Source organism: Hydrogenophaga sp. (assembly GCF_025699295.1).
Lineage (GTDB): Bacteria > Pseudomonadota > Gammaproteobacteria > Burkholderiales > Burkholderiaceae_C > Hydrogenophaga.
Map to the genome: position 1 here is coordinate 80,692 of NZ_JAILWB010000004.1, position 12,364 is coordinate 93,055.

At 68.9% G+C, this 12,364-nt stretch carries 8 protein-coding genes; 6 read left to right on the top strand and 2 right to left on the bottom strand.

What is annotated here, in order from left to right; genetic code table 11:
• Positions 1 to 67: 67 nt before the first annotated feature.
• Entirely contained in the window at positions 68 to 3,574 is a 3,507-nt protein-coding gene (locus K5880_RS04915; RefSeq protein ID WP_297649383.1) for a DUF2126 domain-containing protein, read from the bottom strand.
• 122 nt (positions 3,575 to 3,696) lie between these two features.
• On the opposite strand from K5880_RS04915, the gene K5880_RS04920 reads away from it, so the two are divergent.
• From K5880_RS04920 to K5880_RS04940, 5 genes are all read left to right on the top strand, one after another.
• A complete protein-coding gene (locus tag K5880_RS04920) occupies positions 3,697 to 6,168 on the top strand; it encodes a DNA internalization-related competence protein ComEC/Rec2 (protein WP_297649385.1) in 2,472 nt (823 codons plus the stop codon).
• Between the two features lie 102 nt (positions 6,169 to 6,270).
• Positions 6,271 to 6,570, top strand: a complete 300-nt coding sequence (locus K5880_RS04925; protein ID WP_297649387.1) for a helix-turn-helix transcriptional regulator — start codon at positions 6,271 to 6,273, stop codon at positions 6,568 to 6,570.
• 78 nt (positions 6,571 to 6,648) lie between these two features.
• The gene (locus tag K5880_RS04930) at positions 6,649 to 7,947 is read left to right on the top strand and encodes a HipA domain-containing protein (RefSeq protein ID WP_297649388.1); all 1,299 of its coding nucleotides are present in this window, start codon (positions 6,649 to 6,651) and stop codon (positions 7,945 to 7,947) included.
• Between the two features lie 94 nt (positions 7,948 to 8,041).
• Positions 8,042 to 9,481, top strand: coding sequence for a circularly permuted type 2 ATP-grasp protein (locus K5880_RS04935; protein ID WP_297649390.1), 1,440 nt, complete (start codon positions 8,042 to 8,044; stop codon positions 9,479 to 9,481).
• 19 nt (positions 9,482 to 9,500) lie between these two features.
• Positions 9,501 to 10,460 (top strand): alpha-E domain-containing protein, encoded by a 960-nt coding sequence (locus tag K5880_RS04940; protein WP_297649392.1) that lies wholly within the window; start codon positions 9,501 to 9,503, stop codon positions 10,458 to 10,460.
• 14 nt (positions 10,461 to 10,474) lie between these two features.
• On the opposite strand, the gene K5880_RS04945 is transcribed toward K5880_RS04940, so the two are convergent.
• Positions 10,475 to 11,338 (bottom strand): LysR substrate-binding domain-containing protein, encoded by an 864-nt coding sequence (locus K5880_RS04945; protein ID WP_297649394.1) that lies wholly within the window; start codon positions 11,336 to 11,338, stop codon positions 10,475 to 10,477.
• Between the two features lie 84 nt (positions 11,339 to 11,422).
• Here K5880_RS04945 and K5880_RS04950 point away from each other — a divergent pair, with 84 nt between their 5' ends.
• On the top strand, positions 11,423 to 12,352 hold the full coding sequence (locus K5880_RS04950; RefSeq protein ID WP_297649396.1) for a DMT family transporter: 930 nt from the start codon (positions 11,423 to 11,425) through the stop codon (positions 12,350 to 12,352).
• The last annotated feature ends 12 nt before the right edge of the window (positions 12,353 to 12,364 follow it).

The window sequence follows — 12,364 nt, forward strand, 5'->3', positions numbered from 1 at the left end:
GGCCCCTGGGCGGCCCTGCCGTGCGCTCTTCGCCCTGTTGCATCGTTCACACAGGGCCCGCGGGTGCTCAGGTCCGCAGGTCGAGCGTGAACGGAAACTCGCGCGCGCGGGTGACGGGCGCCACGTCCATGCGCCCCGGCGTGTGCCCCATCTGGAAGAAGCGTGAGAGCCGGCGGCTTTCGGCCTCGAAGGCGTTGATGGGGAAGGTGTCGTAGTTGCGCCCGCCCGGGTGGGCCACGTGGTACTGGCAGCCGCCCATGGAACGCTTGAGCCAGGTGTCGACGACGTCGAACGTGAGCGGCGCATGCGCCGGAATCGACGGGTGCAGCGCCGACGGCGGGCTCCAGGCCTTGTAGCGCACGCCGGCCACGTATTCGCCCACTGTGCCGGTGCTCTGCAGCGGCAGGGCGCGGCCGTTGCAGGTGATCACGTGGCGGTTGTCGTTGAAGCCGCTCACGCGCACCTCGACGCGCTCCAGCGACGAGTCCACGTATCGCACGGTGCCGCCCGGCGCGCCTTCCTCGCCCATGACGTGCCAGGGCTCCAGCGCGCTGCGGATGGTGAGCTCGATGCCGCGCGCGGCGACCTCGCCCACCAGCGGGAAGCGGAATTCGAAATGCGGCTCGAACCACGCCATGTCGAAGGCGTAGCCGAAGTCGGCCAGGTCGGTGAGCACGTCCTCGAAGTCCATGCGCACGAAGGTCGGCAGCAGGTAGCGGTCGTGCAACTCTGTGCCCCAGCGTGTGAGCGGCGTGGACCAGGGTTGCTGCCAGAAGCGCGCGATCATGGCGCGCAGCAGCAGCTGTTGCGCGATGCTCATGCGGGCGTGCGGCGGCATTTCGAAGGCGCGCAGCTCCAGCAGGCCCAGGCGCCCGGTGGGGCCGTCGGGTGAGTAGAGCTTGTCGATGCAGAACTCGCTGCGGTGGGTGTTGCCGGTGACGTCGATCAGGATGTTGCGCAGCGTGCGGTCCACCATCCAGGGCGGCATGTCCTCGCCATAGGTCTTGCGGTTTTTCCCGATCTGCGCGAGCGCGATCTCCAGCTCCACCAGCTGGTCGTTGCGCGCCTCGTCCACGCGCGGCGCCTGGCTGGTCGGGCCGATGAAGAGGCCGCTGAACAGGTAGGACAGCGAGGGGTGGTTGTGCCAGTAGGCCAGCAGGCTGGCGAGCAACTCGGGCTTGCGCAGAAAGGGTGAATCGGCTGGCGTTGCACCGCCGAGCACGAAGTGGTTGCCGCCGCCGGTGCCGGTGTGGCGGCCATCGGTCATGAACTTCTCGGCGCACAGGCGCGTCTGGTGAGCGGCTTCGTACAGGAACTCGGTGTGCTCGACCAGCTCGCGCCAGTTGTGCGCGGGGTGGATGTTGACTTCGATCACCCCCGGGTCGGGTGTGACCTGCAGCATCTTCAGGCGCGGGTCGCGCGGTGGCGGATAGCCTTCGAGCACGATGGACATGCCCAGCTTCTCCGCGGTCGCTTCCACCGCGGCGAGCAGGTCGAGGTAATCCTCGAGCTGCGCCATCGGCGGCATGAACACATAGAGGTGGCTGCTCTTGCCGCCGCCGGCCTTTTCTGCCTTGGGGCCGCTGGCACGATGGGGGTCGCGCGCTTCCACGCACAGCGCGGTGCGCGTGAGCCAGGCGGCCGATTCGCCGCGCTGCGGAAAGCGCGCGGCCAGAGCCTGCGCGGGCGCGGCGCCCGGGCCGGGTTGCCCCGGGCGCAGGCCTTCGACGGTTTCAGCATCGGAGTCGAAGTCCATGCCCTGCATGGACACCGTGCCACCTTCGGCAAAGCCGCCGCCAACCTGGTGCGGCGAGACCTGGTGCTTCACCGCCGCGCCGCGCGGCAGCGGGTCGCGCGCGGAGTGCGGGTCCTGCTCGATGTGGTACGGGTAGTCGCCCGCCGATACCCAGGGCAGGGAGTCCAGCGGCAGGCGGTAGCCCATGGGCGAGTCACCGGGAATGAGGTACATGCGCTCGTCGCGGAAGAACCAGGGACCGGTGGACCACACCGTGCCCGAGATGCGCGGGTAGCCGCTCTTGCCGTTGCTGGAGAGCGCGCCGTTCTGCCCCGAGGCCTGCAGCGGCAGCACGTAACCCACGGTGGCCTCCAGCCCCTGGCCGAACACGCGGCGCAGGCGTGCGCGTTCGAGCTCGTCGTCGAGCTTGCTGTCGAACGGGTCCACGTTCACCGGCAGGCGCCGCTCGCGCCAGAGGTAGTACCAGGTGTCCTCGTAGCCCGGGGTGATGTACTGGGTCGACAGGCCGAGCTTGCGCGCCAGCGCCTGCGTGAAGCGGCGCGCGTCGTCGCTCGTGTACCTGGCGGCATCGCGCTCGTCGGCCAGCAGCGCCGGGTTGCGCCAGATCGTGTCGCCGTCGGCGCGCCAGAACAGCGAGAGTGCCCAGCGCGGCAGCTGCTCGCCCGGGTACCACTTGCCCTGGCCCATGTGCACGAAGCCGCCTGCGCCGTATTCGGTTCGCAAGCGTCCCAGCAGTTCGGTGGCATAGCCGCGCTTGGTCGGGCCGAGGGCGTCGGTGTTCCACTCGGCGGCGTCGCGGTCGCCGGTGGCCACGTAGGTGGGCTCGCCGCCCATGGTCAGGCGCACATCGTGTTGTTCCAGATCGGCGTCGACCTGTTCGCCCAGCGCGAGCACGCCGGCCCACTGTTCGTCGGTGTAGGGCGCGGTCACGCGCGGCGATTCGTACACGCGCGTGACGCCCATGTGGTGGCTGAACTCCACCTCGCACTTGTCCATGGCGCCCTCGACCGGCGCCGCGCTGGAGGGTTGTGGCGTGCAGGCCAGTGGCACATGGCCTTCGCCGGCCAGCAGGCCGGAGGTCGGGTCCAGCCCGATCCAGCCGGCGCCGGGCAGGAACACCTCGCACCAGGCGTGCAGGTCGGTGAAGTCCTTCTCGGGGCCGTTGGGGCCGTCGACCGATTTCACGTCGGCCGTGAGCTGGATCAGGTAGCCCGAGACGAAGCGCGCGGCCAGCCCCATGTGGCGCAGGACCTGCACCAGCAGCCAGCCGCTGTCGCGGCAGGAACCGCTCTTGAGCTTGAGCGTGTCCTCTGGCGTCTGCACGCCGGGTTCCATGCGGATGGTGTAGGCGATGTCGCGCTGCAGACGCTGGTTGATCTCCACCAGGAAGTCGATGGTGCGGCGCTCGCTGCGGTCCACCGCGTCCACATAGGCCTTGAGCAGCGGCGTGAGCGGCGCGGTCGCGAGGTAGGGTGCGAGTTCCTGCTTCTGCGCGTCGTCGTATTTGAACGGGAAGTTCTCCGCGGACGGTTCAAGAAAGAAATCGAACGGGTTGTAGACCGCCATCTCCACCACGAGGTCGATCGTGACCTTGAACTCGGTGGTGGGCTCGGGAAACACCAGCCGCGCCTGGTAGTTGGCGAACGGGTCCTGCTGCCAGTTGATGAAGTGGCCTTCGGGTTCGATGCGCTGCGAATACGACAGCACCTTGGTGCGGCTGTGCGGCGCGGGTCTCAGCCGCACCACCTGAGGCCCCAGCTTGACCAGGCGGTCGTACCGATAATGGGTGATGTGGCTCAGGGCGACATGGATGGCCATACGAAAGACTTTCCAGGCAGGGGGGAAACAACGATGAATCCGCAGGCACGACGGTGGCGGGGGAGGCTTGCAGCCATGCTAGCAAGTCTTGCGCCATCGCACGATGACATTTGCACGGGCGCGTGCCGGCCGGTCTGATCGTGGGGCACCGGGGTTTCGTGGTCCTGGCCGGCTGGGTGCTGGGTGTGGCCCTGCAACTTCAGCAGCCCGCGCTCTGGGCAGGACCGGTTTATGCCGCCTTGCTGCTGGTCGGCGTTGTCGGGGTGCTGATGCTGTTCCGGCGCCGTGCCATCGGGTCCCTGCCGCCTGCCATTGTGCTCGCAGCAGCCTTGCTGACCGGCGCCATGGTCGGCGCCGGCCTGACCGGCGCCCGTGCCGTGCTGTTTGTCGCCGACGCGCTCGACCCGACCCTGCAGGGGATTGACGTCGAGATCACCGGGCGCATCGCCTCGTTGCCGCAGCGCGGCGCCCAGGGTGAACGCTTCGAGTTCGTGGTGGAGTCGGCCACGCATGCGAGTGAGGCCGTGTCGCTGCCGCCGCGCCTGCAACTGGGCTGGTACGGCGGCGTTGGCGCCCTGCCCGAGGTGGGAGCCTGGCAGTTGTCGGCCGGCAGCCCCGGTCTGCGCGCGGGCGAGCGCTGGCGCTTCACCGTGCGCCTGCGCAGCCCGCATGGCAATGCCAACCCGCACGGCTTTGACCGCGAGCGCTGGCTCTGGGAGCGGGGCATACAGGCCACGGGCTATGTGCGCAGTGGCCCACGCGACCCGGCGCCGCGGCGGCTGGGCGCCACGTTGCGGCACCCGCTGGACACGCTGCGGCAGACGGTGAGCGAGCGCATCGAAGCCCGTGTGGCGGACGACCCGCGCAGTGCTGGCGTGCTGGCCGCGCTGGTGGTGGGCGAGCAGTCGGCCATCGACCGCGCCGACTGGGACCTGTTCCGCACCACAGGCGTGGCTCACCTGATGAGCATTTCGGGCTTGCATGTGACGCTGTTCGCCTGGCTGGCCACTGCGCTGGTGGGTGTGCTCTGGCGGCGCCTGGCGCACCGCTGGCCGCAGGCCCTTCTGGCCGTGCCCACACCCTGGGCTGCGGGCATGGGTGGCGTGGCGCTGGCCACGGCCTATGCGCTGTTTTCGGGCTGGGGCGTGCCGGCGCAGCGCACCGTGCTCATGCTGGCGGTGGTGGTGGGTCTGCGCCTGGGTGTGCGCCACTGGCCCTGGCCCATGGTCTGGCTGCTGGCCATGGCCGTGGTGCTGCTGCTCGACCCCTGGGCACTGATGCAGGCTGGCTTCTGGCTCAGTTTCGTGGCGGTGGGCATCCTGTTCGCCACCGATCCGGGGCGGCGGCGCCGGGCGCCGCATGGGGAGGAGGGAGACCCCCAGGCCTGGCTGTGGCGCGGCGTGCGGGCCATGCAGGGTCTGGTGCGTGAACAGGGGGTGGTCACGGTGGCGCTCGCGCCGCTCACGCTGCTGCTGTTCGGCCAGTTCTCTGTGGTCGGGCTGCTGGCCAACCTGGTCGCCATTCCCTGGGTGACGCTGCTGGTCACGCCGCTGGCGCTGCTGGGCGTGCTGGTGCCGCCGCTGTGGGAGGTGGCTGGCTGGGCCGTGCAGGGTCTTTCGCTGTGCCTGCAATGGCTGGCCCAGTGGTCCTGGGCCGCCCTGTTCCGGCCTGTCGCGCCCTGGCCACTGGCGCTGGCCGCGGTGGCCGGCGGCGTGCTGCTGGTGCTGCGCCTGCCCTGGGCCGTGCGGCTGGCGGGCCCGTTGCTGGTGTGGCCGGCGCTGCTGTACATGCCGCCGCGTCCTGCGATCGGTGAGTTCGATCTGCTGGCGCTGGACGTGGGGCAGGGCAGCGCGGTGCTGCTGCGCACCGCGCGCCACAGCCTGCTGTACGACACCGGGCCGCGGTACGGCCCACAACCCGATGCCGCCGACGCCGGTGACCGTGTGGTGCTGCCGGTGCTGCGCGCGCTGGGCGAGCGCCTGGGCGCCGTGGTGGTGAGCCACCGCGACAGCGACCACGCGGGCGGTGCGGCCTCGGTGCAGGCGGCGCAGCCGCAGGCGCGCTGGCTCTCGTCGTTCGACACCGACCCGGCGCGCCGCTGCGTGGCTGGCCAGCGCTGGCAATGGGACGGTGTGGACTTCGAGGTCCTGCACCCACAGCCTGGCGACTACGCCGACGATGGCACGGCCCGCCTCGCCAGCAACGCCATGTCCTGCGTGCTGCGCGTCTCCAGCGGTGCGCACAGCGCCTGGCTGGGGGGCGATATCGACGCCACACGCGAGGTGCGGCTGGCGCTGGCGCGACCCGACGAGCGTGCCACCGTACTGCTCGCACCGCATCACGGCAGCCGCACGTCCAGCAGCCCGGTGCTGCTCAACACCCTGCAGCCGCGCTGGGTGCTGGTGCAGTCGGGGTATCGCAACCGCTTCGGCCACCCGGCACCGGCCGTGCTGGAGCGCTACGCGCAGCGCGGCATCCGATGGGTGAACTCGCCTGAATGCGGGGCCGCCACCTGGAACAGCGCCCGGCCCGATGCCGTCGTGTGCCAGCGCGAGGTGTATCGGCGGTACTGGCATGCCATGCCAAATGAATAGAGCATTTGTCGTGATTTGATCAATATATAAATCAAATCAACTTGCTGGCATGAAGTCAATATGATAAATTAACTTATCAATTTTAGATAAAAGATCATTTTCATGAGCATTGTTCAGGACATTGAAAGTGCCCGCAAGGCGGCCTCGCTCACCCAGGAGGGGCTGGCGCAGCGCGCGGGCGTCAGCCGCATGACCGTCTCCCGCATTGAGGCCGGCATGGACCCCCGGCTGTCCACGCTGCAGGAACTGGCGCGGGCCATGGGCATGGAGCTGATGCTGGTGCCGCGCGCGCTGCGCCCCGAGGTGGAGGGTTTCCTGCGATCGGGCGGGCGCGTGCTGGGGCAGCCTGCCGGCGCGGGCGCACCCCGCTCGCTGGTCGATCTGCTCGACAAGGCGCCCTGATGGCGGGGTGCCCATGAGCACAGCGCCGGGCCGTCCCAAGCAAGCTCGCACCGCAGTGCGCAGCACGAAGGTTGTCCAGTGAGCACGTTCATTCGCTACCTGCGCCTGTCGCTGCACACGCCGACAGGCGAGAAGCGGCCCATCGGCCACCTCTCGCAGTACGGCGACATCCTGCGCATGTCCTTCGATGCGTCGTACATCGACGACCCGCACCGGCCCACCCTGTCCATGAGCCTGCGCGGCGTGGACGACGACGCCACCCGGCAGATCCTGCGCGCTCCGCGCGACGAACGCCTGGTGCGCAACGATGGCCACTGGCCGGTGTTCTTCCAGAACCTGCTGCCCGAAGGCCACAACCGCGAACGCCTTGCGGCGCAAAGGGGGTGCTCCACCGACGACGAATTCGAGCTGCTGGCCGCTGCCGGGCACGACCTGATGGGTGCGCTGGAGGTGGAGCCCGTGCCGACGGACGAGGAGATTCCGCAGGCGGTGCGCCACTGGCACGCGGCGCTGGGGCTTGATGTGCTGGAGCCGGGTTTCGTGGAACTGCCGGTGGAAGACGCGGCGTCCCTGCCCGGCATGGTGACGAAGTTCTCCGCGGTGCAGGAAGGTCGGCGCTATGTCGTCAGGCGCCATGGCCTGGCCGGCAGCCACATCCTCAAGCTGCCCAGCACCCGGCACCCCGACCTGGTCGAGAACGAATACACGGGTTACCGGCTGTGCACGGCGCTGGGGCTGGACTGCGCCCGCGCCAGCATCATCACCCGGGAGCAGGCGCAACTGCCCGAGCCCGCCGGGTTCCCGCACATCCTGGCGGTCGAGCGGCTGGACCGCCAGCATGGCCTGCGGGTGCACATGGAAGAGTTCGCCCAGGTGATGGGCTATGCCCCGAAGCACAAATACGGCAAGGGCATCGAGCGCGACTTCGGGCAGATGCTGCGCCTGCTCAACCAGTATTCGGTGCAGCCGGCCCGGGACACGCGCGAATTTCTCGGCCGCTTCGTCGCCTTCATCCTGATGGGCAATACCGATGCCCACCTCAAGAACTGGGCCCTTTTGTACCCGGATGGCATCGAACCCCAGCTGGCTCCGCTGTACGACCCGGTCTGCGTGAGCGCGTTCTTCGCGGGCCTGCCGCCAGCGGACTACGGCGTCAACCGCGCCATCGACCGCACGCTGCGCGCGTTCACCTGGGATCAGCTCGGCTCGCTGATCGAGCGCGCGGGCCTGCTGCGCAAGGCGGTGGTGCTGCGCCACTGCAGGGACCTCGTCAAGGCAGCACGCGCCGACTGGCCCGCGCTGCTGGCCGATGCGCCGCGCAACGTCCGGGATGAAGTCGGCGCGCGCCTGCAGGGCGGTGTGGCACTGACCGCCTGAGCAACCTGGCGCGCGGGCTGAATTCGAGCACGGCGGTCGCGAAACCCCATCCCTGGCCCAGTCCTTGCTATGCTGTGCCCAGGAGAAAAAGCCCATGAGCAGACCGATGTTCGACGAAATGAATGCCTCGCCCAGCGAGGTCAGGGCCCACTACCAGAACTACGCGAAGTGGCTGGCGCAGCAGCCCGACGACGTCATGGCGGCGCGGCGCGAGGAAGCCGAGATGATCTTCCGGCGCGTCGGCATCACCTTTGCGGTGTACGGCGCCAAGGACGAGGATGGCTCGGGCACCGAGCGCCTCATTCCCTTCGACCTGATTCCCCGCGTCATTCCCGCGCACGAATGGCAGAGCATGGAGGAAGGCCTGGTGCAGCGCGTCACCGCCCTCAACCGCTTCATCCACGACGTCTACCACGAGCAGGAGATCATCAAGGCCGGCATCGTCCCGGCCGACCAGATATTCCAGAACGCGCAGTTCCGCCCCGAGATGATGGGCGTGGACGTGCCGCACCAGGTCTATTCGCACATCTCTGGCGTGGACATCGTGCGCGCGCCGAATGCCGACGGCGTGGGCGAGTATTACGTGCTGGAGGACAACCTGCGCGTGCCCAGCGGCGTGAGCTACATGCTCGAAGACCGCAAGATGATGATGCGGCTCTTCCCCGAGCTCTTCGGTGAAAACCGCGTGGCACCGGTGGCGCATTACCCCGACCTGCTGCTCGAAACCCTGCGCGCCGTCAGCCCGGCGACCACGGCCGAGCCCACGGTGGTGGTGCTCACGCCCGGCATGTACAACAGCGCGTACTTCGAGCACGCCTTCCTGGCGCAGCAGATGGGCATCGAGCTGGTCGAGGGCCAGGACCTGTTCGTCAAGGACAACTTCGTCTACATGCGCACCACGCGCGGTCCCCGGCGCGTGGACGTGATCTACCGCCGCGTCGACGACGACTTCCTCGACCCGTCCGTGTTCCGGCCCACCTCCACGCTGGGCTGCGAGGGCCTGCTTGGCGTGTACCGCAGCGGCAACGTGGCGATCTGCAATGCGGTGGGTACCGGCGTGGCCGACGACAAGTCGATCTACCCCTACGTGCCCAAGATGATCGAGTTCTACCTCGGGCAGAAGCCGATCCTGAACAACGTGCCCACCTACATGGGCCGCGACGCCGAAGACCTCAAGTACATGCTGGCGCACATGAAGGACCTGGTGGTCAAGGAAGTGCACGGCGCCGGCGGCTACGGCATGCTGGTCGGACCGGCCTCCACCCAGGCGGAGATCGAGGACTTCCGCAAGGCCGTGGTGGCCAACCCCGGCGGCTACATCGCCCAGCCCACCCTCTCGCTCTCGACCTGCCCGACCTACGTGCAAAGCGGCGTGGCGCCGCGCCACATCGACCTGCGGCCCTTCGTGCTCAGCGGCAAGGAAGTGCAGATGGTGCCCGGCGGCCTCACGCGCGTGGCGCTCAAGGCTGGCTCGCTGGTGGTCAACTCGTCGCAGGGCGGTGGTACCAAGGACACCTGGGTACTCGAAGACTGATTGACCGAAGGGACACAACATGCTTTCGCGCACCGCCGACCACCTCTTCTGGATGTCCCGCTACACCGAGCGCGCGGAGAACACCGCCCGCATGCTCGACGTGAACTACCAGACCTCGCTGCTGCCGCAGTCCGCCGCCGTGGCCCAGGTGGGCTGGGAAGGTCTGCTCATCATCAGCGAGCTCATGCCGAGCTACACCGCCAAGTACGGCCAGGCCATCACGCCGCGCAACGTGATCGACTTCATGGTGCGCGACGAGGCCAACCCGTCGAGCATCTACACCTGCCTGAAGGCCGCGCGCGAGAACGCCCGCGCGGTGCGAGGCGCGCTCACCACCGAGTTCTGGGAAACGCAGAACCAGACCTGGCTCGAACTCAACCGCATGGTCAAGAGCAAGAACTTCGAGCGCGATCCGAGCGAGTTCTTCGAATGGGTCAAGTTCCGCTCGCACCTCTCGCGCGGCGTGGCCATCGGCACCATGCTGCAGGACGAAGCGTTCCACTTCTACCGCATGGGCACCTTCCTGGAGCGCGCGGACAACACGGCGCGCCTGCTCGACGTCAAGTTCCACGCCGTGCACAGCGACTTCTTCGGCGCCGCCAGCGAGCTGGATCAGGAATACGACTTCTACCACTGGAGCGCCATCCTGCGCTGCGTCAGCGGCTTCGAGGTCTACCGCAAGGTCTACCGCGACGTGATCACGCCCGAGCGCGTGGCCGAGTTGCTGATCCTGCGCGCCGATATGCCGCGCAGCCTGGCCGCCAGCCTGAACGAAGTGGTCAACAACCTCGCCGTGGTGTCCAACGAGCACTCGGCCGAAACCCTGCGGCGCGCCGGCAAGCTCAAGGCCGACCTGCAGTACGCGCGCATCGACGAGATCCTCTCGACCGGTCTGCACGCCTTCCTGACGCAGTTCCTGGACCGGGTGAACGAACTCGGCGGGCGCATCAGCCAGGACTTCCTGGTGCCCTCGCACTGAGCCCGGCCACCGGCTCAGCCGGTGGCCTTCAGTGTCTGCACCATCAGTTCGAACAGCGCATCCACCGCCTTCAAGGCGCGCGAGGCCTGGCTGCGGTACAGCGCCACGTCCATCGAGGCCAGTGCCGGCAGGCCCTGGCGTTCACCGAGGATGGCGAGGTGCGCCGGCACGCTGCAGCGTGTGAGCACGGCCACCGCCAGGCCACTTTCCACCGCCGCAAGCTGCCCCGCCAGGCTCGAGCTGTTGTAGACCACGCGGTGGGCGCGCCGCTGCGCGGTGAGCGCCGCGATGGTCGCACGGCGCGCCAGGCTGGTGGCCTCGTACACCGCGATCGGCAACGCATCGCGCCGCCAGACCTCGAACTGCGGGGCGCCCACCCACACCAGCGGCTCCTGGAACAGCAGCGTGCCGCGCGTGGCCTTGTCGCGCGAGACCAGGGCGATGTCGATCTCGCCGCGCTGCACCCGGGGAATGAGCGCGGTCGACTGTTCGCAGTTGAGTTCGATCTCCACGCCCACGTGGCGGCTGGCGTAGCTGCGCAGCACCGGCGTGAGGTACTTGCCGGCGTAGTCGTCCGGCACGCCCAGGCGCACGCGGCCCGACAGCACCGGCCCGTGCAGCGCCTCCAGGGCCTCGCTGTGCAGGGCCAGCATGCGCCGCGCATGGACCAGCAGCTCGGTGCCGGTGGGCGTGAGTTCGAGGTGGCGCGGGCCGCGCAGCAGCACCGCGCGTCCCACCGCGTCTTCCAGCTTGCGGATTTGCATGCTCACCGCGGGCTGCGAGCGGTGCACCAGCGGCGCGGCCGCCGACAGCGAGCCACCGTCCACCACGGCGACGAAGGCGCGCAGCCAGTCGAGCTGCAGGTCGGTATGGGTCATGGCACCTCGATCATTCGTTTATCGAATGAGATGGATTCTATTTATCCGCTGTACAGAGCCCGTGTGCCGGCCGACCATCGGTGCATGAACACGTCCGTCTCGTTGCCTGCCACCGCCACCGCCGACATCCACTCCGCGCGCGAGCGCAGCGGCCTGTGGCTGATGGTCGCGGGCGGTGCGGTGCTCGGCACGCTGGGCATCTTTCTGGAGGAGGCGGGCCAGAGCCCTTTCATGGCCGTGTGGTTCCGCTGCGCCTTCGGCCTGCTTGCGCTCACCGCCTGGTTCGCCGTCACCCGCCGCTGGAGCGAGCTCAGGCTGATCGGCACGGCGCGCGTGGCGGCGGTGAGCGCCGGCGTGCTCGCGGTGGTCAACTGGCTGCTGTTCTTCGAGGCCATAGCCCGCACCTCCATCGGCGTGGCCACCGTCGTCGTGCACGTGCAGCCCTTTCTGGTGATGGCCTTTGGCGCCTGGTGGTGGAAGGAGCGCATCAGCCGCTCGCAAGGCATGGCCGCACTGGCCGCGCTGACCGGCCTGGCGCTGGCCTCGGGCTGGCTCGATGGCGCCCTGAACGGCGTGGGCGGGTCGTCCCGCTACCTCTGGGGCATCGCGCTGGCCCTGCTCAACTCGGTGGGCTATGCCGCGCTCACCCTCATCGCGCTGCGCGCGCGCGGCGTGAGCCCGCTTGCGCTGGCCTGGTGGCAATGCGCGGTGGGCGCTGTGGTGCTGGTGTGGTGGCCGCTCTCGCAGGGCTGGCCCGCCTTCGGGCCGGCGTGGGCGTGGCTGGCCGGGCTCGGTGCGATTCACACGGGCCTGGCCTACGTGGTGCTCTATGCCGGCGTGGCGCGCCTGGGCGCCGGGCGGGTCGCCGCACTGCAGTTCGTCTACCCGGCGACCGCGGTGGCGGTGGAGTGGCTGGTGTATGGCCGGGCTTTGAGCGCGAGCCAGTTGCTCGGCGTGGTGGTGATGCTGGTGGCCCTCGTGGCGGTGGGCACCGAGCGCTCGCGCAGGGCCTGACGGCCGCAAAAA